This is a genomic window from Bradyrhizobium cajani, assembly GCF_009759665.1.
Taxonomy (GTDB): Bacteria; Pseudomonadota; Alphaproteobacteria; order Rhizobiales; family Xanthobacteraceae; genus Bradyrhizobium; species Bradyrhizobium cajani.
Genome location: NZ_WQNE01000020.1, coordinates 63,978 through 83,866 on the forward strand (window position 1 = coordinate 63,978; position 19,889 = coordinate 83,866).

General features: G+C 61.7%; 27 protein-coding genes. 18 read left to right on the plus strand and 9 right to left on the minus strand.

Annotated features, from left to right (window positions below):
- Positions 1 to 351 precede the first annotated feature (351 nt).
- Complete coding sequence (locus GPL20_RS22950) at positions 352 to 1,014, plus strand: hypothetical protein (RefSeq protein ID WP_167533161.1); 663 nt, start codon at positions 352 to 354, stop codon at positions 1,012 to 1,014.
- A gap of 68 nt (positions 1,015 to 1,082) precedes the next feature.
- Here the strand turns inward: GPL20_RS22950 and GPL20_RS22955 are convergent, their stop codons facing one another.
- The 5 genes from GPL20_RS22955 to GPL20_RS22970 form a co-directional block, all read right to left on the minus strand.
- Entirely contained in the window at positions 1,083 to 1,313 is a 231-nt protein-coding gene (locus tag GPL20_RS22955) for a type II toxin-antitoxin system HicB family antitoxin (RefSeq protein WP_254125583.1), read from the minus strand.
- Between the two features lie 23 nt (positions 1,314 to 1,336).
- Positions 1,337 to 1,495, minus strand: coding sequence for a hypothetical protein (locus tag GPL20_RS39625; RefSeq protein WP_246250844.1), 159 nt, complete (start codon positions 1,493 to 1,495; stop codon positions 1,337 to 1,339).
- 98 nt (positions 1,496 to 1,593) lie between these two features.
- Positions 1,594 to 1,752 carry a hypothetical protein gene (locus GPL20_RS38925; protein WP_167533162.1) on the minus strand — a complete coding sequence of 53 codons (159 nt, stop codon included), beginning with the start codon at positions 1,750 to 1,752 and terminating at the stop codon, positions 1,594 to 1,596.
- A gap of 493 nt (positions 1,753 to 2,245) precedes the next feature.
- Positions 2,246 to 2,656: a DUF3551 domain-containing protein gene (locus GPL20_RS40175; RefSeq protein ID WP_309143226.1), complete on the minus strand. Its 411-nt coding sequence runs from the start codon at positions 2,654 to 2,656 to the stop codon at positions 2,246 to 2,248.
- Between the two features lie 114 nt (positions 2,657 to 2,770).
- The gene (locus GPL20_RS22970) at positions 2,771 to 3,031 is read right to left on the minus strand and encodes a DUF3551 domain-containing protein (RefSeq protein WP_157331844.1); all 261 of its coding nucleotides are present in this window, start codon (positions 3,029 to 3,031) and stop codon (positions 2,771 to 2,773) included.
- Positions 3,032 to 3,896: 865 nt separating this feature from the next.
- Between GPL20_RS22970 and GPL20_RS39630 the strand changes: the two genes are divergently transcribed.
- Positions 3,897 to 4,094 carry a hypothetical protein gene (locus GPL20_RS39630; protein WP_157331846.1) on the plus strand — a complete coding sequence of 66 codons (198 nt, stop codon included), beginning with the start codon at positions 3,897 to 3,899 and terminating at the stop codon, positions 4,092 to 4,094.
- 346 nt (positions 4,095 to 4,440) lie between these two features.
- On the opposite strand, the gene GPL20_RS22980 is transcribed toward GPL20_RS39630, so the two are convergent.
- Together GPL20_RS22980 and GPL20_RS22985 are read right to left on the minus strand one after the other, a co-directional pair.
- The gene (locus GPL20_RS22980; RefSeq protein ID WP_157331848.1) at positions 4,441 to 4,974 is read right to left on the minus strand and encodes a hypothetical protein; all 534 of its coding nucleotides are present in this window, start codon (positions 4,972 to 4,974) and stop codon (positions 4,441 to 4,443) included.
- Positions 4,975 to 5,081: 107 nt separating this feature from the next.
- Positions 5,082 to 5,954, minus strand: a complete 873-nt coding sequence (locus tag GPL20_RS22985) for a hypothetical protein (protein ID WP_157331850.1) — start codon at positions 5,952 to 5,954, stop codon at positions 5,082 to 5,084.
- Between the two features lie 379 nt (positions 5,955 to 6,333).
- Between GPL20_RS22985 and GPL20_RS22990 the strand changes: the two genes are divergently transcribed.
- From GPL20_RS22990 to GPL20_RS23060, 15 genes are all read left to right on the plus strand, one after another.
- Positions 6,334 to 7,668, plus strand: a complete 1,335-nt coding sequence (locus GPL20_RS22990) for a tyrosine-type recombinase/integrase (RefSeq protein WP_157331852.1) — start codon at positions 6,334 to 6,336, stop codon at positions 7,666 to 7,668.
- Positions 7,665 to 8,261 (plus strand): hypothetical protein, encoded by a 597-nt coding sequence (locus GPL20_RS22995; protein ID WP_157331854.1) that lies wholly within the window; start codon positions 7,665 to 7,667, stop codon positions 8,259 to 8,261. Before GPL20_RS22990 ends, GPL20_RS22995 begins: the two co-directional genes overlap by 4 nt.
- A gap of 95 nt (positions 8,262 to 8,356) precedes the next feature.
- Positions 8,357 to 8,572: a hypothetical protein gene (locus tag GPL20_RS23000; RefSeq protein WP_157331856.1), complete on the plus strand. Its 216-nt coding sequence runs from the start codon at positions 8,357 to 8,359 to the stop codon at positions 8,570 to 8,572.
- Complete coding sequence (locus GPL20_RS23005; RefSeq protein ID WP_157331858.1) at positions 8,569 to 8,943, plus strand: transcriptional coactivator p15/PC4 family protein; 375 nt, start codon at positions 8,569 to 8,571, stop codon at positions 8,941 to 8,943. The genes GPL20_RS23000 and GPL20_RS23005 overlap by 4 nt, the downstream gene beginning before the upstream one ends.
- Positions 8,940 to 9,419: a hypothetical protein gene (locus GPL20_RS23010; RefSeq protein ID WP_246250836.1), complete on the plus strand. Its 480-nt coding sequence runs from the start codon at positions 8,940 to 8,942 to the stop codon at positions 9,417 to 9,419. The genes GPL20_RS23005 and GPL20_RS23010 overlap by 4 nt, the downstream gene beginning before the upstream one ends.
- Positions 9,419 to 10,729 carry an AAA family ATPase gene (locus GPL20_RS23015; protein ID WP_157331860.1) on the plus strand — a complete coding sequence of 437 codons (1,311 nt, stop codon included), beginning with the start codon at positions 9,419 to 9,421 and terminating at the stop codon, positions 10,727 to 10,729. Before GPL20_RS23010 ends, GPL20_RS23015 begins: the two co-directional genes overlap by 1 nt.
- 933 nt (positions 10,730 to 11,662) lie before the next feature.
- The gene (locus tag GPL20_RS23020) at positions 11,663 to 11,893 is read left to right on the plus strand and encodes a hypothetical protein (protein WP_157331862.1); all 231 of its coding nucleotides are present in this window, start codon (positions 11,663 to 11,665) and stop codon (positions 11,891 to 11,893) included.
- Positions 11,890 to 12,114 carry a hypothetical protein gene (locus tag GPL20_RS23025; RefSeq protein ID WP_157331864.1) on the plus strand — a complete coding sequence of 75 codons (225 nt, stop codon included), beginning with the start codon at positions 11,890 to 11,892 and terminating at the stop codon, positions 12,112 to 12,114. The genes GPL20_RS23020 and GPL20_RS23025 overlap by 4 nt, the downstream gene beginning before the upstream one ends.
- Positions 12,111 to 12,503 (plus strand): hypothetical protein, encoded by a 393-nt coding sequence (locus GPL20_RS23030; RefSeq protein ID WP_157331866.1) that lies wholly within the window; start codon positions 12,111 to 12,113, stop codon positions 12,501 to 12,503. Before GPL20_RS23025 ends, GPL20_RS23030 begins: the two co-directional genes overlap by 4 nt.
- Before the next feature lie 36 nt (positions 12,504 to 12,539).
- The gene (locus GPL20_RS23035) at positions 12,540 to 13,100 is read left to right on the plus strand and encodes a hypothetical protein (RefSeq protein WP_157331868.1); all 561 of its coding nucleotides are present in this window, start codon (positions 12,540 to 12,542) and stop codon (positions 13,098 to 13,100) included.
- 200 nt (positions 13,101 to 13,300) lie between these two features.
- On the plus strand, positions 13,301 to 13,504 hold the full coding sequence (locus tag GPL20_RS23040) for a hypothetical protein (protein WP_157331870.1): 204 nt from the start codon (positions 13,301 to 13,303) through the stop codon (positions 13,502 to 13,504).
- On the plus strand, positions 13,501 to 15,624 hold the full coding sequence (locus tag GPL20_RS23045) for a hypothetical protein (protein ID WP_157331872.1): 2,124 nt from the start codon (positions 13,501 to 13,503) through the stop codon (positions 15,622 to 15,624). The genes GPL20_RS23040 and GPL20_RS23045 overlap by 4 nt, the downstream gene beginning before the upstream one ends.
- Positions 15,625 to 15,633: 9 nt before the next feature.
- A complete protein-coding gene (locus tag GPL20_RS23050; protein ID WP_157331874.1) occupies positions 15,634 to 16,722 on the plus strand; it encodes a hypothetical protein in 1,089 nt (362 codons plus the stop codon).
- Positions 16,723 to 16,737: 15 nt separating this feature from the next.
- Complete coding sequence (locus tag GPL20_RS23055) at positions 16,738 to 17,166, plus strand: hypothetical protein (RefSeq protein ID WP_157331876.1); 429 nt, start codon at positions 16,738 to 16,740, stop codon at positions 17,164 to 17,166.
- Complete coding sequence (locus GPL20_RS23060) at positions 17,163 to 17,651, plus strand: hypothetical protein (protein WP_157331878.1); 489 nt, start codon at positions 17,163 to 17,165, stop codon at positions 17,649 to 17,651. Before GPL20_RS23055 ends, GPL20_RS23060 begins: the two co-directional genes overlap by 4 nt.
- A gap of 115 nt (positions 17,652 to 17,766) precedes the next feature.
- On the opposite strand, the gene GPL20_RS23065 is transcribed toward GPL20_RS23060, so the two are convergent.
- Both GPL20_RS23065 and GPL20_RS23070 read right to left on the minus strand, forming a co-directional pair.
- Positions 17,767 to 17,997 carry a hypothetical protein gene (locus GPL20_RS23065; protein WP_157331880.1) on the minus strand — a complete coding sequence of 77 codons (231 nt, stop codon included), beginning with the start codon at positions 17,995 to 17,997 and terminating at the stop codon, positions 17,767 to 17,769.
- Between the two features lies 1 nt (position 17,998).
- Entirely contained in the window at positions 17,999 to 18,625 is a 627-nt protein-coding gene (locus tag GPL20_RS23070; protein WP_157331882.1) for a DUF6680 family protein, read from the minus strand.
- Between the two features lie 180 nt (positions 18,626 to 18,805).
- Between GPL20_RS23070 and GPL20_RS23075 the strand changes: the two genes are divergently transcribed.
- Entirely contained in the window at positions 18,806 to 19,741 is a 936-nt protein-coding gene (locus tag GPL20_RS23075; protein WP_157331884.1) for a hypothetical protein, read from the plus strand.
- Positions 19,742 to 19,889 lie beyond the last annotated feature (148 nt).

Sequence of the window (19,889 nt, forward strand, 5' to 3'; positions counted from 1 at the left end):
CAACCCCATGCACAGTAGCCAAGTCCTGCCGGCACAATGTCTTCTCACATCCGGCGTAAAAGCCGTTTGACGCGTCGGGCAAAACAGTGGCATTCTGCCAACTTCGGAAAATCCGCCGAACGCTGACGCGTCAGCCGCGGGGTTCGTGACTCCCCGGGACATGCGGGTCATTGCATCGCGCAGACCCCGTACTCGGCCGGGGTGGCGGGGTCTGCCAGCCGGCCAGGCCGCTAACGTGGAATTAATCCAAAAAGCCCACAATTTTAGGCAGTTGGAGATGGGTGCTGCGTACAGGAGGCGTCGCGAGGACGTTCCGGCGACGGCTGCCTTTTGCTCGCTCATTTGGGGTCCATGCACGTGACCACGACTTTCGAAACGCAAGGGCTGGTCGAACAACTCGACCCCACAGCACTTGCCGCGGCTGTCGCCGCCCACGAACCCGCCGCCGCGGAAGCTCCAGCACCGGTCAAGCGGTCCAGCCGGACATCGGTCCTGGCACTGTCGGTGTGTGCCCTGGCCATCAATGGCGCGGCGGCCGTCTACACATGGCCGTCCGATTTTCCGTCGCTGAATGTCAGCCGTCTGGCCGAGCTGCTTCCGCGCCAACAAGCTTCCGCGCCAAAGCCGGATCCGGTCGTCGCCGCCTTGAAGGATATCCAGTCGGCCCAGCAGCAGCACACCGCTTCGCTGCAGGAGAACAACCAGGCATTGCAGCAAAATGCGGCTCTGCTCCAGCAGGATTCCATGGTGCTGCTGTCTCTGCGACAGAGCATCACGGACGAACGGGTCGATGTGAGGAAGATATCCTCGCAGCTGTCGACGCTGATCGCGAAGGTCGATACGCTGCAAAGCGTGATGATGTCGGACATCACCTCCTCCATCCCGAGAGGGTACGCGCGCAAGCGCCTGGCGATGCGCAAACGGATGGCCCCGCAAGTGAAGCCTGTCGGACCTGTTTCGGTTGGTGGGGCTCCGCTGAGTGTGCCGGCGACGGTTTCAGCTCCGGAAAGCTGAGGGCAGGGCAGGCACAGCACTTGGGCTATGTCCGCGCTAAGCAGGCGCGGGCGGGCACCGATTGAGGCTTAGCCGGCCGCCGCCCGTCGCAGGTGCGAGGGAACGGGGATGGGACGATGCTCCTCTTCGGCAGCCTCAATCCAACATGCAATTGCGTCCTGCACGTTCTGCACCGCTTCGAATTCGTTGGCTCCGTCGGACATGCAGCCGGGAAGGTCGGGCACCGTCGCGACAAATCCGCCGCCATCCTCCTCCGAAAGCGGCTCGATGATGATCTTGTAGTGCGGACGCTCGTCCACGTGGTCTCAATCTCGCAGGAAGGCTAGTTGTTGGACCTGGACCTCCAGCCATATTCCGGATGCGGAATCGTGGCGGTGATGTCGGCCTCCTTGTCCGCCGAGAGGCGCCAGGCTGCGACACCGAAGCACAAGGTCAGGATCAGGGCGATCGCAAGCAGAAGCATGGAGACGAAATGGCTCACGTGCGTCACCGGTGGTTTGAAACTAGGAGAGAGCGAACACGAGTTGCCGATTCGGAAAATACAGTCGCGCTGACCTAAGGCCTGCTTTCCACATCCAGTCATATGGGACCGAAGGCGCTCACGATGCCGATCGTGATCGGGACCAGCGCTACGATTGTCCATAAGGCGGGCGAGCTGGAGGAGAGACCAGCGACAAAGATCAACACACCGAAGCCGACGAGGGCCACCGAGATGGCATAGGCGAGTGCTTTTTCCATCGTTCGATCCACGAGGAACACTGCGCCTGTGTAGGACTCACTGTTGGTCCAAACGTTCCTATGTCCGAGAATTCGCCGACCTTCGTTTTTCTCGGATCGCTCTGGAGCTGGAGCAAGGCGCGATTCAACTCGCCCATATCGCCAACGAGCGTGACCTTGAGGCCATCCGTGCTATCGAGCGGGACGACGGACTACTCCATTTTCCCCATCGCAGCGTCCGAAAGCGAACAGAAGGGATCGCCGAATTATCCTAGGCTACGCGTGCTTGGCCTTCCCCAAGGGTCCAAGCAACCTCCAGCGGCCCCGGCCTCCCACACCCCGTAAGCCCCAGGGCCGGGGCCGTCATTCAGTTACGGTGACAGTGCGCTCACTATCGTGCAGTCATGCACTCATCCGAACGGCCGCAGCCGGCAATAGTGCCGCCCGGTCTTATCCGCTGGCTCTAGCGGCAAATCGGGCCCGCCGGTTCATGCTGGCGGGCCTGCGATCTCCTTCAGCGACTACGGTAAGGCCGAGGCTGTTGCACATTTTGCTGCCGGAATAGAAGGCGCGTGTTTTCCGAACATGTCACGTTCGACCGGCCGGACGCGGATGCCAGGCATTGCTCTCTCGTCTCATAAGAGCAGTCGCCGGAAGGGCCGAGCTGCCCACCATAGATGCACCAGGGGTAATCATACGAGACCGGAGTGACGGGAGAAGCGGGGCCGGCGATGGCGGCGGCGGTCCCCGCCGCGAGTAAGGCGGCTATGGCTAGCATCGTGCGCATGATCAAAATCTCCTTCCGTCTTCGGAAAACCGCTAGACGCCTTTCTTGCGTCGCTGTCCGGAATCTGGAGGTAGCTGTCTCCGGTTCAAGGCCAAGTTTGTGGTGATGACCTAAATGTGCGCGGACCGAGGCCCTCATCCGAATGGCGCCGCCACCTCGGCACAGCAATGAGCGCGATAAGGTTAAGTGCTCTGTCACCACTTAGTGGCAAATTGGGCCCGCCGGGTTCATCCTGGCGGGCCTGCGATCTCTTCAACGACTACGGGGTGTCCGAGGCGGTTGCGCATTTTGCTGCTGGAATAGAAGGCGCCGGTTTTCCTTACATATCACATTCGACCGGCCGGACGCGGACGCCAGGCATTGCTCTCTCGTCTGATAAGAGCAGTCGCCGGAAATGCCGAGCTCCCCACCATAGACGCACCAGGGATAGTCATACGAGACGGGAGAAACGGGACCGGCGATAGCCGCGGTCCCCGCTGCGAGCAGGGCGGATAAGACCAGCACTGTGCGCATGATCAAATCTCCTTCGGTCTTCGGAAAACAGCCATACGCCTTTCTTGCGTCGCTATCCGGAATCTGGCGGTAGCTTTCTCCGGTTCAAGGCTGGGTTTGTGCAGGATGGAATATCTGACGGCGCATCCGACGCGCCGCAGGCGGCAGGAACGATCGGCATGAAGCGCCGGCGCCGAACCCACAGGAAGCGCAACCGGCAGCGGCTGGCGACGCATGCTTGCCGACTGAAAGGGTGAACGACTATGGCGCGGGGCTACGGTCCCGCGCTTGCTCAGTCTCGGATTTCGGTGGGGACAATCAGCGTTGGCTCAGATGGCTTGCCGGCTAATCGAGCGCAGCCGTTTTTTGCGTCATAGCTTCGTCAGCCACGTGATGACAGGTCGTTACGAGAAATACCGCTTTGCTGCATTGCCATTCACTACCGAGGGCAGCACTTGAGACCGGGTCGCGAGCGGCCAATCCTAACAGAGCGGCCGCGCCGATCAGCAAATTTGCGATAACGAGCTTACGTGCTTTGCGAGTCCACGTTGGGCTGATCATAGAGGTAGTTCCCCTTGGGACGTGCGCTGGGATATCAGATGCTGGGCCTCATTTGTTTCAGGCGGACTTCGCGGCGCAGTGAAAATGGTTTCACGGCGGATGGTGCCGGAACTATTGCGACGCATGGCGTGGACCGAGACAGTGATCGGAAGGGCCGCCGGTTCACGCAGGCGGGCCGCCCTTGTCACAAAACTTTGACCGACGTGTGCCAGCGTTCAGTAGCTGGGATTTCAGCGCCCAGACTGGAATGCATTTGCGAAAGCCGCCGAGCGAACATACTCCGCTCGCGCCGCATTCATGTTGTCTCTTATTTTGAGGTTGGTGCATGTTCAGTGCGGAAACGACTGCGCTCCTTCGAGCCGTCCTTGAAGAAGTGTGCGAAAACATCCCTGTCAGCGAAGTCGGCGCCAGAACGCATGTTGCGTCGAAGATCCTCGAGGCCGCAGCACAGGGACAACTCTCGACCGACGCATTGAGAATGGCGGGTCGCAAGGCCCTGAACCCACCCACAATGTGGCGTTGATCTCAGGGCCGCCGGCCTGTTCCAGCACGTCGTACTCAAAACCAACGCTTTCAAGGTCGTCTCCTCGAACCACTTCTCCGCGGCCTCGATGCCGACGCCGGTCCTGCTTCCTCGGGGCGAAGGCGAGCCTGATTTAGTCGGCAAGCTTCCTCTTCCGCGCAGGTTTTAACTGGCCAGAAAGCGGCTGGTTCGAAGCCGCCAGAAGGGAGCAGCTTGACCGCCGTTTGACGGCGGGCAGCGTCTCGGGGTTCTTGTCTGGGGATACCGTCAGTTCACTTATGCCAGACACGCGAACGATGGTGCTACGGTTAGACCAAGTTCATCGGCACGACGGAGACCCATTTAATTAGCGCACAGTCATAAACGGGCGCACCGTAGGAAAGACTTCGTCTCGCAGCTTCTGGATTGCCGCGACAGTTCGCTTGACAGGCGGCAAAACAATCGGGGCCGTGTTTTTCTGGAACCGTAGTTGGTAATCGCGCCGACCATCGCAGAGTTCGACAATGATCTCGCGTGTCGGGTCATCCAAGCTCAGTCCTGCTTGGACTGTTGCGTCGAGGAGAGGCGCCAGAATGTGCTTGTTCCAGCCTGCGCATTTTGTGATGCCCTTGGCCCATAGAAAGCTCTTCATGAAAAGCTCCGCAGACTGAGCGAAGCAAAAGAACATTGGCAGCGGCGCGCGGGTGCCTTTGGTGGGCTGCGCAGGGGGAAGCCCGGTCCAAACTTTCATGACAAGGCCAGTTGGAGCGGAAGGCGGGGCTTCATACAGGGCGAGCGCAGCGTCGAAGTATTCCTCCGCCAGCTCGTAGAAGTTGGCCGGGATTTCCATCGCGCGCGCTGTTGCGGAGTATCCGGGTTTTAGATCGATAGCGCGCGGCATCCTGCGATCTCCTCGATAACTCGGGCCACAGCGAAAATCAGAGCATGGGCATGCCAGCAACGAGCTCGCCGTACCTAGCGGTGCCAACCCCCATCACGTCGATGTCGCTATGGGCCGTGGATTTGGAAAGAAACGGACCCGTCTTGTGTCGAAAAGAGCGTGCCGCTCAACGTGCGCGCAATCTCTTCGTCTGCCGAGACCGTCAGTTTTAGGTCGGCTGGCACGAAGCCAATCCCGTAGGCGAACCGTCCTGCTGCATCCTTTATTTCGAATCTTGGAGTTCCGGAAGCTATCCGCGAGCGATAGAACGCAATCTGATCGTCCGTATAAGCGACACTTCCGGTGAGCAGCGCGTGGGCATTTGTCTTCCGGATGGTGGTGAAAACCTCGAAATAGACCCTCTGACCGTTCCGGATATCTGCTGTCATGTCGGATGATGTGTCCCGGTTGCGTGCGAACACACGAGCATCGGCATCGAATTCTATTGCAACTTGGACGTGACGGAGAGTTCGTCCAGTTTTGATGGCGTTGACCACCGGCAGGTAATATTTCAACTCGAACAGCTCGGTGGGTTCACCGTCAGAGCTTCTTATGACCTTGGCCTCGACAAACGCCTTACTTTCGATTGTGAACGCCGATACCTCTGGGGCGCCTTTGGTGTCGACCATCTTGGCGCTGGGGGCGCCCGCGGACGGGGCTGCGTTCAACTGAAGGAATGCAACTAGACCCACGAAAAACCCGCATCCCGAAATCACCATTAAGTATTCCGGCCACATCGTTCGGAGCCTCTGACGCATCGGTTGAGGTGAGCCAACAGCAAGCTGCCCCCGCTCAAGCCTAATATCGAAAAGAAACACAAAAAAGCCGGCCGCGACCATAAGCCAGCCGAGCCACTTCACCTCAGGTAGCGCCCAAGCCAACCCCGACCCGATGATGCCAAGGCCAGCCGCGACCGAACCCGAAGCTGTCCTGACTTGCATAGCCAGCTCCTCGTGTTCCTCCAATTTCTTCTTTAGCCGATTCCTACGCGGATCAATTGATGTGGAGGAGCTGGATGTTGCATACGCGTTGCACGAGCACCTCGCGTCATGCGTGGACTTTCGGGAGGGCGATGTAAACTATTGATGATGATTTGTTTTTGGTGAGCGCGCTGGGGCTCGAACCCAGGACCCCGTGATTAAAAGTCAAAATCGATCCGTCGAGGTAAGTCATTGATCGAGAGTCCTTTTCTCGTGTGGGCATCGAAATCACCTGTTTTGTAAGGTAAAATTGCTGAAACCCCTTGATGTTTGGTTGAAGCTAGTTGAAATTCATACCAGCTTCAATGTGCCCACACAACGCCCACACGACGGGGGTCCCGTGCAAGAGATCAGCGAGAAGGTCGTCCGCGGCTTGGAGCTCCCGGCCAAGGGCAACAAGGTCCACTTCTTCAGCGGTGCCAAGCTGCAAGGCAAGAAGGCGCCGGCCGGCTTCGGCGTGCGCGTCACCGCCAGCGGCACCAAGGCCTTCGTGCTTTTCCACCGTGTTGCCGGCCGCAAATATCTTGAGACCCTGGGCCGCTGGGACGAGAACGCGCAAGGCGGTTCGCTGACCGTCCGCGACGCCATCGTAAAGGCGGATAAGCTCGTCAAGGACCTCGCCAAGGGAAACCGGGAAGACCCGCGGCCCGAGCGCACCAGGCGGATGGAGGACGGCGACAATCCCGAAGGATTGAAGATTGGCGGCGCCTACGATCCTGACGCCGACGAGGCCGATCGCGAGCAGAAGCACCCCGGTCTGCTCGACATGTTCATCGAACGCTACTGCCGGAAGGAAGCGCAGCTCAAGAGCGCCGATCAGTACGCCAGCACCTTCCGGCGCCTGGTCGCGCCCGACATCGGCGACCTGCCGGTGTTCGGGGAGGGGCGCCTGCGGCGCTCGCACGTTGTCGACATGCTCGATGCGATCGAGGACGAGAACGGGCCGGTCATGGCCGACCGGACGCTGGCTTACTTGCGAAAGGCGTTCAACTGGTTCCAGGCCCGCGACGAGGATTTCACCAATCCCATCGTGAAGGGCATCCGCCAGGTTGGCACGAACTCGCGGGACCGGATTCTCGCTGACGACGAAATTCGCGATCTTTGGGCCGGGCTCGAGATCGTCGAGGATGTGCCTGCCTGCTACCCCCGATTCGTCAAATCCTTGCTGTTGACCACCACCCGCCGCAACGAGGCGGCTCTGATGCACTCCAGCGAGCTCGACGACCGCGACTGGACCATCCCAGCCGACCGCTACAAGACCGCTATCGACCACATCATCCCGCTCAGCGCGGCCGCGCGCGATTTGATTGACGAAAAGCCCGCCGGCGCAAACGGCAATTCGTGGTTCATCTTCACAACCACCGGCGGCGCCAAGGGCTTCTCGGGTTTCAGCAAGGCAAAACGTCAGCTCGACAAGGCGATCGCCAAGGGCCGCGCGGAGGCCGGCCGTGAGCCCATGCCGCATTGGGTGCTGCATGACCTGCGGCGCACCGGCCGCTCGCTCATGTCGCGCGCTGGCGTTCCTGCCGACCATGCTGAGCGCTGCCTTGGGCACGTGATCGGCGGCGTGCGCGGGGTCTACGATCGCTACGCCTACCTCGAGGAAAAGCGCGCAGCGTTCGACAGGCTCGCCAGCCTCGTCTCTCAGATCGTCACAAGCGCGGTGCGGTCGTGAGCGCGGGAGCGGACCGGGCCACGTTCAATGCGGCATTGGACGCCTACAAGCCAGTCAGCGATCGGCACGCCGACTTCGTCATGCGGTGGAAGGAGCATCCATCCAAGGCAGAGCTGTGGCTGGCGCTTTCGAGGGCCGCCGCCAAGCACGGCCTGCCTGTCCCCGAGCCTGCCGACTTCATTGGCGTAACTCTCGGCTGCACGATGGAAGCGGCTCGATTGAATGACCACAGCAAGAGCGTTCGCGATGATTTCGACAAGATCAAGAGAGAGATTGTCCAGGTCGTCGAGGACGCGGACTACCCGCTCAACTTGTGGCGAGATCTCGAACGTTTCGAGACCGCGCTTCGGGAGCTAGACCACAGTGACTACGACATGCACGCGCCTGCGGCCGGAGGCCGAAACGATGTGCATGGTTCCCGAAATCGCAGGGTGTTCGCGCAGCGGTTGGCTCGATATCTCCGCGAGGTTTGCGGGGAAGCGCTGATCGATCAGGTCGCGGAGATGGTCGACATTGTTTTTGCGACCGAGGCGCCGACTGATCCAAGCCTTGTCAGACGTTGGCTCGGGCACCCCCCTGGGCGCGTTGTCTAGGACTGTTCGCGCGCGAATTTCTATTCCGATCGATCCGTGTAAATCGGCGCCAAGCAAGCGATGTTCGTGCAGGTTCAACGCACGGACACCAGCAAATGTCTGACTTTCGCTTCGACGGTTACAATTCCCGCGCTGCAACGGCCGCCCAGGTTGGCGTGCAGGTGCGCGGCCGGCCCTACACCGAACGCACGTTCATCAACTGGGAGCTCGACGGCAAGGGCCCGCCGGTGACGCGTGTTGGAAGGGACGTCTGCTATTTCTGGCCATCCGTCAAGGAGTGGTTGCGGAGCCAAGAGAAGAGCGCCGCATGACCGAACCCGCCCGCTTCAACAGCAGGCGAGCTCGGCAGGCAATACGGAAGGGTGACCTCAACAACCACCCCGATATCGCCCTCGCCATCGGCCTGGCAACGCACTCCGACGATCCTCTCGCCGAGGAGATCGTGGTCGCCCAATTCTGGAAGGGGCGGCAGCGCAATAACCACGTGCGCGTCACGCTCAAGCGCTTCGAGGGGCGCCCGATTGTTGACGTGCGCCAGCACTTCGTCACCACCGACGGCCGCAGCCAGCCGACGACCCGCGGGGTTGCGCTCAGCCTCAATCGTCTTCCGGATTTGCTGAAGGCGGTCGAAAAGGCCTACGCCAAAGCGCTCGAACTTGACTTGATCGAGGTGGCGTCATGAACGCGCCCGTGCAGCAGGAGCAGGTCGAGCGGCTCGTCCTCGGCGACATCGGCGAGTTTGCCGAATGCGCCGGTTATCAGGCCTGGTTCGTTTCCGAGGGCTGGATCGACCTGCACACGGCGGTCGACAACATGCAGCGCCTTGCCGAGCTTTGGGGGCTTGTCGACGAGGTCGGGCAGGACCGCGTCCAGGACGCCATGGCGGCCGCTTTCGCGCCGGCGCCCGAATTGCCGTCCGACTACGCCGCCCAACTGGTGAAACGGTGGGAACTCGACGATCCGCGCGATCGCTGGCGCTGGACTGGTGAACTGCCGCCGCCGGCCGAGCGCGATGCGGAAAAGCGTCCGCGGCCGGTGCCGCAGTCCACCGTCGACGCCTTCCGCTATGTCGTGAGCCTCGGGGATGCTGATCGTATTCGCATGTGGCTCCGCGATCACGCGGACGTCGCGCATGTGCTTGTCAGCGAGGTTGCCTGATGCTGGATCCGGCCAACCGCGCAATGCTACTTCAGGTCGCCGAAGAGGAGGGATTTCTCGACAGTGATCCCCGCGGCGATGTGCCGCCGGTGGATGGCTTCGAGGCCTTCGGCGACCAGTCACCAGGCGATGAAGCCACTTATGCTGTAGCCGCACCTGTCTCATCGGCCGGCAGCCTCAATGAGTGGGATGCCGGCGAGTTCGTCGACATGCCGCCCCCGCGGGAATGGCTGCTCGGCAACCAATTCTGCCGCCGCTTCCTATCGGGCCTGCTGGCGCCGGGCGCCACCGGCAAGACCGCGCTGCGTACGCTGCAATATCTCGCGCTCGCCACCGGCCGGCCGCTCACCGGCCAGCACGTCTTCAAGCGCTGCCGGGTGCTCTTGCTGAGCCTGGAGGACGACGACAGCGAGCTCCAGCGCCGGCTGGCCGCCGCTCGCATTCACCACGGCATTGAGCCAGCGGACCTCAAGGGCTGGCTATTCTGCGCGACCCCGAAGGGCATCAAGCTCGCCGACATGAAGGACGGCGCGCGCGCGGCCGGGCCGCTGGAGGCGATGCTGCGCCAGGTGATCGCGGCCCGGCAGATTGACCTGCTCGGGCTGGATCCCTTCGTGAAACTCCACGGGATGGAGGAGAACGACAACGGCGCCATGGATTTCGTCTGCGGCATTCTGGTCAAGCTGGCGATCGAGTTCAATATCGCGGTCGACGTGCCCCACCACACCAAGAAGGGCCAGCAGCTCGCCGGCGACGCTGATGCCGGCCGTGGCGCCAGCGCTGCCCGGGACGCCGGCCGCTTGATGTACACGCTCACCAGGATGGCCGACGGCGAGGGCGAGGCCTTCGGCGTCCCGGCCGAGGAGAGGCGCCTGTACGTTCGCCTGGACAGCAGCAAGGTCAACATAGCTCCGCCCTCGGCTGAGGCGACCTGGTTCAAGCTGGTCGGGGTCCGGCTCGAGAACGGGACGCCCGATTATCCACAGGGCGACGAGGTGCAAACGGTGGTGCCGTGGAGCCCGCCCAAGACATGGGACGGCATCAGCGCCGCCCAGCTCAACGCTGCCTTGGATGACATCGAGACCGGCATGCCGAGCGGCCAGCGCTATTCCGACGCCTCCAAGGCCGCCGATCGCGCCGCCTGGCAGGTCGTGCAGCGCCATTGCCCCGACCGCACCGAGCCGCAATGCCGCGACATCGTGAAGACGTGGGTCAAGAACGGCGTGCTCATCCGGGAGGACTACGCCGACCCGGTCACCCGCAAGCCCCTCAAGGGCCTTCGCGTCTGCCAGGGAAAGCGGCCGACGTGACGCGCTCCATTGGCTCAAAATCAATAGCGCACCAATGGAGCAGTTCAGTCTGCGCCGTTATTGATTTTTCCCTAGGGCAGGGCATAGCGCAAAACCGCGCGCTATTGCCCCTTGCTGCCATGGCGCAACAATGGAGCGCGCCAAGCCTCGCGCGTATCCACTCCAACCCGCTTTGCGCCGCCGGCGCTCTGCCTTCGGCGACGCTTGGAGGCGCACGCTGGCATCACGCCGAGCGGCACACCCGTGATCACTTCCAAGATCGTGAAACGGCAACCGCAGCGGCTCGAACCACAGCAGACACGGAGAACCGGCGCATCACGAAAGGGCGTGAACACGTGCCATGAGCACGCGAGAGACCGCGCAGGAATTTGCGAGCATGACCGATGCACCGGGCGCCGGCCGGTGGACCAGCGGAGGGTATCGAAGCCGCCTCACATCGTGAATGTTGCCCACAAGCCGCCCACTTGAAATTCGTGACATTCACAAGTGCCTGCAAATCAGCAACATTCCGACGCCGACCACGTGATTGAAAATCATAGGCCGCCCTTCGGAAGGGGTTTTCGCGCGCGATGCCAACCAGGTCTTTCACACTGTTGAAGCAGTCGGCGCCGGCGCGCACGAGCGGCCCCGGGCGCCGGGCGGCGTTGGCTCAAGTCCAGCCGTTCCGACCATCGTGCAAGCGCGAGGGCAGGGGGTGTGCCTCGCAAAATCAGAAGGGGGGCCCCGCCGGCCGGGGGGAAAAATCGCGCGCCGATCGAGCCGCTGGTATCTCGCTCGCACGATTGCCCACCCAAAGAGCCGGCCGCCAGATTTTTTTCTGCATCAGGAATTTCGAGCTCCACCACAGGATGGGCCGCGAACCCATCCCAGGGTCATCCGCGTTTGCCTGGGTTGGCGGGGAGGAAAACCCAGGCGCTTCACAAGGAGTCATCCATGACGGTCTTCACAGTCACGATCGACGATCACGGCGGTCACTTCGGCGAGGTGGAACACCAGGAGCGCGCCACCATCGCCCGCGTCCTCGCTGACGTCAGCGCGGCGGTCCGCTCGGGCAAGCCGCTGGCGGGCGATCAGCCGATCATCCTGAACGGCGAGCGGATCGGGACGTTTTCGTTCGGTCCCAAGGCGCACAGCTTCATCGAGGCCGGTACGAGGCGCGCATGAACCAGCCGCTGATCCAGCCGCGGACGGTCTACCACGTCAGCACCGGCAGCACGGTGATGAACGGTGTCGACGCCGCGGCTGCCGTGTCGAACCACCCCCTCGAATGGTCCTATGAGCCGTGGACGGACGAAGTCCTCGCGAAGGTCCGGGCCAATATCGCGCGCGAAGCGGAGATCAATCACGTGCCGGTCGTCGGCGCGCTACTCGAGGAGCCGAAATGACCACGACGAGCCACAACGAAGTCGCACGCTACCGGGTGACCACGGACCTCAATCCGCCGCGTCGTCCGCGGCATCGGCTCGAGCCGCCCTTCAGCTCGACCACCGACAACAGCATGTGGCAATACGCTGATCGCCCGGTGCGGGCCGGTGAGGTCATCGAGAGCATGCACTGGCCGCACCCGACCATGATCGGTCTCAATGACGCGGCGAGGGCCGTCCTGGAGTTCTACAAGACGCGCCAGAAGAGCCGCTTGCCGGTTTCGCCGTATGTGGGCGGCCGCCTCAGGCTCTCGGATGGCCTCGAAGGCGCAGTGCCGGAGGAACAGCTTATGGCTCGCCGCGCTGAGCCTGCCGTGGCGTTTCCCGTCCGCGTCGTCGCCGGCCGGTGATGCATGAGCGCGGCTGCTCCGTTCTGCCGGCATGCTGTGGACTATGCCGGCCTCGTCCAGGCGGTGCGTGACCGCCTGGAGCAGATGGAAATGTCGCGCTCCGAGCTCGATCACGTCGGTGGCTTGACCTGCGGACATACCGACAAAATCCTGCGTCCGGTGCCTGAGAAAAGGTTCGGCATCACGAGCCTGGGCACGATCTTGCAGACGCTCGGCCTGATCATGATCATCGTCGAAGATCCTGCCGCGCGCGACAAGACGCTCGCACGTCGAGAGCCTTTCAGTGCATCGAATCGCCGGGTTGGCAACAAGTGCCACCTCGGCAGGAAGGTCTGGGACCTGGCTCCCGATGACGGTGGGTCGCCTAGACAATTCCAGATGGTGTCGACCCGTGCCGCAAAACTGATTGAGACGTTTCCCGATCGGTATCGTTTCGTTGTCGACGGCGAACCTGCGCCGACCGAGCGCAGTGATGGCGCGCCGGCGCCTGCTGCGCCTCGCCTGGTGCATGAGCAGCCTGCGGCATCGCCCCGCGAGGGCACGGGCCACGCGCACCTGCGCGTCGTCCAGGAGAAGCGCGGCCACAAATTCGGCTGAGGTCGATTCCGCCCGCGCGTAATTTTCTCGGTGCGTTGCGCCACTTTTCCCAAACGACCCACGGTCCCCGCATTGGCTCGTTCGGAAAAGCGAGCTGCGCGGACGCCGCTTTCATGAACCTCCAAGGCGCCCGGTGATCCTCGAGATCACCCTTTCTCGCGCAGGGCTTTCCGACCGGGTCGCCTTGGAGACCTGCGGCAGTGCCCGACACGAATTGGAAGCCCATCAAGGAAGCCGCCCGAGGCATCGGGCCCATGCTGCTGCGTGTCGGTTCGTCCACCGACGATCCGTTCTTTGTCGGCTACCAGGACCCCGATAGCGGGCGCTGGTTCGACCAGGAGAACCGCGAGGTAACACCTCAGTGGTTCTGTCTCGTGCCGGCATTCGACGGAGCAGCCTCATGAAGCTGTTCCCGCGCCTTGTCCTGGCCGCCTCGCTGATCGCCGGACTTGCCCCGGCGATCGCCCAGGTCCCGCCGCCCGTGCCTGCGCTGCCAGATGCCGAGCGCCGCACGTCCTACAGCATCAGCGGCAGCACCTGCGCCTGTGCGGTCGGGTTCCAACTCTACGGCGACGGCACCGACTACGCGAACTGGATCGAGGTGTTCGTCAACGGCGCGATGGTGACGCAGTCCGGCAACTGGACGATCACCAGCCCGACCGGGTCGCTGGACAGAATCCCGCGCCCGATCACCGATGCGGTCCTGACTTTCTCGACCGCACAGACCGGCACGGTTCAGATCGTCGGCGCCCGCCGGCCGCGCCGCGCCTCGCAGTTCTCGGAAAGCCGGGGCGTCGCCGCGCGCGATCTTAATCAGGTCATCACCGATCTGACCGCGCAGAACCGCGAGACCTGGGACAAGATCAACGACGTCACCGGCCGCTCAGTGCGCACGCCACCCGGAGAGACGCTCGCGCTGCTGCCGGTGCTCGCCTCGCGCGCGAACATGGGCGCATGTTTCGACAGCAGCGGCAACTTGACCTCATGCGTAGCTGCCGCATCCGGCACGTTCGCGGCGGGCGATGGCATCACCTTCACCGGCACCAATCCGACGACAATCAGTGTGAACGCCGACACGATCACCAGCGGGACGCTGGCAACTGCGCGCGGCGGCACGGGTGCGAACAATTCGACCAACAGCGCCGGTGACTTTCTGATATCGGGCAGCATGAACGGCACATTTGTCGCGAGAAGTCTCAATGCGCTTTGCACGCTGGCACCGGCTGCCTGCACAGCGGCGCTCGGCTATACCAGCATCTCCTGGTACGGCGCTAAATGCGATGGTCAGTTCATCTCCGGCCAGAACGGCGTCGGGACCAATCTCACGATCAACTCTGGCAGTCCCAACCTGCTTTCGTCGGCGGGCTTCTTTACCGCGGCTGACACCGGCAAGAGGATATGGGTTCCTAATGCTGGCGTCGCTGGTGCAGGCCTCTCGACGACAATCCAGACGGTTACCGACGCAACGCACGTCGTTCTCGCAGCGAATGCCAGCACGACGGTCACAGCATTCGCGACCACGAACGCCAAGCCTCTGGTTTATGGCACGGATGATACCGCGGCCATCCAGGCAGCCATGACCGCAACGCCCGTTGGCGGCATCCTCGACATCCCAGGACAGCAGACAGGATGCCTGATCAGGCAGCAAGGCTCGAACGTCTATGCGCTGCTGCAAGATCACCCGTTTAGCATTCGGGGGCATGGGCACTTCTCTAACCTGATGACGTTCCCTGATACCCCATCTACAGTCGACAATCTGTACGTACAGACCGGATCCTATGACTGGGCCAATACGGTCTGGGAGAATTTTAGTATTGGTGACAGTGCGTCATTCCTCCCAAACACATTGTTGATGTACACCCGTCACGGAAAGCGCGGGTTGGCCTTGGTTGAGAACACGGCGCCGTATGTGGGTATCGTCGTCCGCAACATGTCGATCGGAGAGAGTGGGAACGACTACTCGCTCTACTTGGGCAATAGTGGCAGCGCCCAGTTCAACTTGATCATGTCGAACAAGATATGGGGGGGTGTCCGGCTAAACAACGTCGCCGACAGCCATCGCATTCTTTACAACACGTTGCAGGGGTCAAGCACCTTCGGCGGGCTGATAGAAATGGTTGCTGGCGCCGGCAAGTTCAGCTTCATCGGCAATAACACCACATGGGCAGGTGGGCTGAAGATCGAGAGCGGTTTTGCGCCGGAAGTCCGTAACAATTACTTTGAGGAGCTGTACGCGACCTCAGAATCCAATAACGCAATGGTTGATTTTAACGGCGGCATCGGCACCATTAGTTTCCCGGCATTCACCGGAAATATCGTCAACGCTGGTGTCAGCACGACGTCGACACCGGTTCGATATGCAAACGTGAATCTCGGGAATTTCGGCGACAACACCCTTTCAGCGACGCCCGCGCGGACCAACGTAACGAGCGTCACCACGCTGAGCTGCATTGCACCGAACTTTTGGCTTACTGGCGGCACGCATTTCAGCACGGCACTGGCCAACAGCTACGCGGGCTGCTGAGGAAGGGCAATGATGCGAAGCTTTCTTTCGGCACTGGTGGCTGCGGCGGCGTTGTGCTCTCCCGCCGCAGCACAGTATCCGAGCTACCCCGCCGGCGCCGAGAACCAGTCGAACCTTGCTCTGGTCGCCCCGACCGTGCCAACGTCCACCAACAACAACCGTGTCGCAACGACCGCCTATGTGCAGAACGTTCTCTTGGGCGGCCTGCCGTTGACCAATGGCAACATCTACGTCGGCAACGTCAGCAACCAGGCCACGGCGGTCGTGCCGTCCGGCGACCTGACCATGAACAATGCCGGCGTGTTCACGTTCGGCACGGTCAATGCCAGCCCCGGCACGTTCGGCTCGACCACGCAATGCGCGGCTGTCACGGTCAACGGCAAGGGCCTGGTCACGACCGCCACCCAGAGCGTCTGCACGCCAGCCATTGCCAGCGTCACCGGCCTCGGCACGGGCATCGCCGCGGCGCTCGCGATCAACACGGGTTCGGCCGGCGCGCCCGTGCTGTTCAACGGTGCCGGCGGCACGCCGTCGTCGATGGTGGGCACGAACATCACCGGCACCGCGGCGTCGCTCACCGCCGGCAATGCGACCAAGCTGGCAACCGCGCGCGCCATCGGCATCGGCGGCTCGACCGGCCTGACCGCCACCGGCGTCAACTTCGACGGCACTGCCGCCATCAATCCCGCGCTGACTGGCACTCTGGCCGTCGCCAACGGAGGCACCGGCGACACCGGCACGGCGTGGACATCCTACAGCCCGACGCTCAGCTGCGTATCAGGGACTCTCACGTCTGCTTCCGCCACGGGCTCTTACAAGCAACTCGGAAAGACGGTCTTCCTTCGCGTCGTCGTTACGATCACCACGCTCGGCACCTGCGTAACCGGTCTGAACATCTCGCTTCCGGTCAATCCCGTTGCCTCCATCGAGATGTCGATCCAGGGCAAGAACGTGGTCGTCGGACAGAACTTCACCGGCCGCATCCGCTCCGATGCCACGCCCAACAACTCCATCACCAGCCTGACCAAGTTTGACGGCACTCTCGGCATGGCCAACGGCGACGTGATCGCGATCACCGGCCTGTACGAAGCCAATTGACGAAGCGACCTCCAAATGAGCAACACTCCAGCGACCACGGCAGACAAGCCGGCCAAGCCGAAGCCGATCTCCAAGAAGATCCGCACCGCCATCGACGCCATGGTGCGCGGTGACGCCAAGACAATCACCGCTGCGGCCGAACAGGCGGGGCTCTCCCGCGAACATCTCTCCCGCGAACTCAGCAAGCCGCATATCGCCAATCTCCTGCAGGAGAAGGTCGCGCGCAATCTGGCCGTGAGCAGCGCGCGCGCCGGCGCCACCAAGGTGGATTTGCTCGACAGTGCGAACGACATGGTGCGCGATCGCGCTTCGAGCTTCATCCTGGGCCTGGCCGGCCATTCGCCGGCGAGAGAGCCGAGCGTCAGTTTCAACATCGAGGTTAGGGCCGGCTATGTCATTGATTTGGGATCCGACGACGAGCCCATGAAGACAGTTTCGCCATGACCAGAGAGAAGCGAAAGCCGATCACGGCGAAAGTCAAAAAGGCCATTGAGGCCCTCGTATCCGGCGACGTCAAAACCGTCGCGGCTGCAGCGAGGAAAGCAGGCCTGAGCCGCGAGCACCTGTCGCGCGAGCTCGGAAAGCCTCACATTGCGGAAGTCCTGAGAAATCGAACGCTCCGCAATCTCTCGATCTCCGCAGCACGTGCAGGCGCCGTTAAAACCGAGCTGCTCGACTGCGATTCAGCTATTGTTCGCGACCGTGCCAGCTCGTTCGTTCTCGGCCTGGCCGGCATCTCACCCGAGAACAAGCCGCTGCTGGCGCAAGAGCGTCCTCGCGTGCCGGGATTCGTCATTGTCGTGAACACCGGCAACACCAGCAAGGTCGTGGCTGATGTAGGCAAATCGGCGATCGAGCACGAGGCGCCACGAGCCGCCGAAAAGTCCGGGCTGATGATCGACGTGACGCCGGCAGTCGTCGATCGGTGAAGTTATGAAGTGTCGCAACGTTGTCATTTTAGCCCTTCGAGCAGTTTCCAAAGGATCACGATAGCAATGATCCCGGCCATGCAGATGATCGTGCGGCGGCCGATCCGGTTGAGCCTCATGGGCCGACCTGCACGCGCACAGGCTCCCGAACATCGACCCGGTTCAGGACTTTGACGCCAACCTCGTTGCGTATGTAGGCGCTTACCCATCCGTCACTTACGGATACCCTTGGCGTGCCGAAAGCGATGTAGAGCACGCCGAACATGGTGAGGACGTTCGCAGCTGCAGACGCGCCAAGCATCCAGGCGAGCGGCGAGATGTTTTTGACCCATGGTTTGAACGGCATCTCACTTGACGTCCTTGATTCGCAGGGCGCCGCTTTTTTCGTCATATGCGCCGGCGGCTTTCCTGATGAAGTCGACTTGTGCCTGAGCGAACTCCGGAGTGGTGGGGAGCTCTTTGATGGCCATGGGTATCGAGGCTTGGCCGGTGAGCAACTTCCTTAGGCCGTGGAGGATCTCGAGTTGCGCCTGCTCGCGCTCGACAGCTCCTTGAGGATGGTAGATGCCACGCCGGAGTTGTTCGCGCGTCAGGGAATAGTTGAGCGATACCGACATGGCATAAAGCAGCTCAACGACCTTGTCCTCGCATCGCTGATTCCAAGCGGCTATCGATGGCTGATCAGCTCCAATTGTTGTCCCATGGGTAAGCTCGCCAAGGAATTCCTGCCAAGCGTCGATGACCTTGCGATCTTTGGCTCCGCCGAAGCCTGCTGGCAAGAATTCAATGTCTATCAGGTTCAGCCCCCTCACAAACTCGGGCGATATTCTAGTTGCGCGATTTGCCATGAGGGCCACGAAGATTGCTTCTCTGCGCCTCTTGCGATCTCCAGCGCGTTCGATGAACTTCTGCGTCTGCACGGCCAGGATCGGGCCTGCGAGGGTTACAAACACTACCCACCATTCGACGGACACTCTCAACCTCCAGCGTGATTCGAAATCACCTGAATGATGACACGCGGGGCGCGCATTAACGGACCGATTCCCGTTTGTCCCACCTATTCACAGCCGGTGGATAGCCTCGCCAAAGCCTTTGACCTGCCGCGACTCAGGAGCCGCTTTCGCGAGCGCAATTCCGCGCTTGTGGAGGCGAATATGGCAGACGTCCGATTATCTCGCTCCGATCTTCACCGCATCGCCGAGTTGAAGTGGCGCAACGTGCCGCCCGGCATTCCGTCCGAACTGGCGATTGAGTTCATGGGAAAATTGATCGGCGGGAGCACGATCCGAAAGCTGACTTCTGGAATGAAGGAATTCGGACCGGCCATTGTCAGCTATGAGCGCTTCAAGAAGCATTGCGAACTGAATCCCAGTTGGGGAGCAGCGGCGTGGCGCATCTCAAGAGAAAACGCGCGTATCGGAAAAGGCTCCCGTCTCCGCAAGCTCACGCATTGCAAGCGTGGCCACTCTCTCGCTGATGCGCGGATGCGTGTCACTAAACAGGGATGGAGGATAAGACAGTGCGTAGTTTGCAGAGATGCTGCGAGAAACAAATGCGAACCGCCGGAGAAGCTGCGGGAGGTGAAGGCCATGCTTGTGGCCCAAAAGCCCATCGCCGAAATCACCGGTCAATGGTTGCGCGGAAAGAAGCGAAAGGTGATCTGCAACTCGGTGTACTTCTACAATGCTCGCAAGGCCGATCCGGAATTCGATCGGTTTGTGAGGGAGCATACGGCGGATAGCGTTTCGAGAGCGCAGACATTGCGGTGGTCTCTACTGCGCACGCGCGCAATAACAGCGGCGCGTCGAGAAGAAGCAAACGACTACGCCGCGATCCGAGCCTTGATCCCCGCGTATGTCTCAGATCCCGACGAGATCGTGAGCCGCATCATCGAGGACATTTTGACGGGAGCGCTGAAGCGATCAGACGCTCCTCAGCGTGTCAAATGGTTCATCCAAGAGCACGCGAAGCAATTTCCGACAAAGTACCGCAAGTTTGGCGACAGCCCGCTGCTCTCGCTAGACGAGGCCCTGTTCGATGATGGCTCGGGGGTCAGGGGCGACAATGTGAGCCGCGGCCTTTGGGATTAAGCCCGCGTGACGCCGCGCCGGCACCCCTGGGGAAATCCTAGAACCCGGCGCGCGCCGAGGCGCCCCCGGAAGGGGATAGACAAAATTCACCAAATCATGGTGGGATGGCAGTTGGGTTTGATCACCCGGACCGAGAATAGAGCCGCAT

Coding starts and splice junctions, on each gene's coding strand:
- GPL20_RS23010 (WP_246250836.1), top strand. CDS start 8,940: ATGAACGCGCCCGTGCAGCAGGAGCAGGTCGAGCGGCTCGTCCTCGGC.
- GPL20_RS23030 (WP_157331866.1), top strand. CDS start 12,111: ATGACCACGACGAGCCACAACGAAGTCGCACGCTACCGGGTGACCACG.
- GPL20_RS23015 (WP_157331860.1), top strand. CDS start 9,419: ATGCTGGATCCGGCCAACCGCGCAATGCTACTTCAGGTCGCCGAAGAG.
- GPL20_RS23045 (WP_157331872.1), top strand. CDS start 13,501: ATGAAGCTGTTCCCGCGCCTTGTCCTGGCCGCCTCGCTGATCGCCGGA.
- GPL20_RS22985 (WP_157331850.1), bottom strand. CDS start 5,954: ATGCAAGTCAGGACAGCTTCGGGTTCGGTCGCGGCTGGCCTTGGCATC.
- GPL20_RS22970 (WP_157331844.1), bottom strand. CDS start 3,031: ATGCGCACAGTGCTGGTCTTATCCGCCCTGCTCGCAGCGGGGACCGCG.
- GPL20_RS23075 (WP_157331884.1), top strand. CDS start 18,806: ATGGCAGACGTCCGATTATCTCGCTCCGATCTTCACCGCATCGCCGAG.
- GPL20_RS23055 (WP_157331876.1), top strand. CDS start 16,738: ATGAGCAACACTCCAGCGACCACGGCAGACAAGCCGGCCAAGCCGAAG.
- GPL20_RS39630 (WP_157331846.1), top strand. CDS start 3,897: ATGTTCAGTGCGGAAACGACTGCGCTCCTTCGAGCCGTCCTTGAAGAA.
- GPL20_RS23000 (WP_157331856.1), top strand. CDS start 8,357: ATGTCTGACTTTCGCTTCGACGGTTACAATTCCCGCGCTGCAACGGCC.
- GPL20_RS22980 (WP_157331848.1), bottom strand. CDS start 4,974: ATGCCGCGCGCTATCGATCTAAAACCCGGATACTCCGCAACAGCGCGC.
- GPL20_RS38925 (WP_167533162.1), bottom strand. CDS start 1,752: ATGGAAAAAGCACTCGCCTATGCCATCTCGGTGGCCCTCGTCGGCTTC.
- GPL20_RS23060 (WP_157331878.1), top strand. CDS start 17,163: ATGACCAGAGAGAAGCGAAAGCCGATCACGGCGAAAGTCAAAAAGGCC.
- GPL20_RS23050 (WP_157331874.1), top strand. CDS start 15,634: ATGATGCGAAGCTTTCTTTCGGCACTGGTGGCTGCGGCGGCGTTGTGC.
- GPL20_RS23005 (WP_157331858.1), top strand. CDS start 8,569: ATGACCGAACCCGCCCGCTTCAACAGCAGGCGAGCTCGGCAGGCAATA.
- GPL20_RS40175 (WP_309143226.1), bottom strand. CDS start 2,656: ATGAGGGCCTCGGTCCGCGCACATTTAGGTCATCACCACAAACTTGGC.
- GPL20_RS22950 (WP_167533161.1), top strand. CDS start 352: ATGCACGTGACCACGACTTTCGAAACGCAAGGGCTGGTCGAACAACTC.
- GPL20_RS23020 (WP_157331862.1), top strand. CDS start 11,663: ATGACGGTCTTCACAGTCACGATCGACGATCACGGCGGTCACTTCGGC.
- GPL20_RS23025 (WP_157331864.1), top strand. CDS start 11,890: ATGAACCAGCCGCTGATCCAGCCGCGGACGGTCTACCACGTCAGCACC.
- GPL20_RS23065 (WP_157331880.1), bottom strand. CDS start 17,997: ATGCCGTTCAAACCATGGGTCAAAAACATCTCGCCGCTCGCCTGGATG.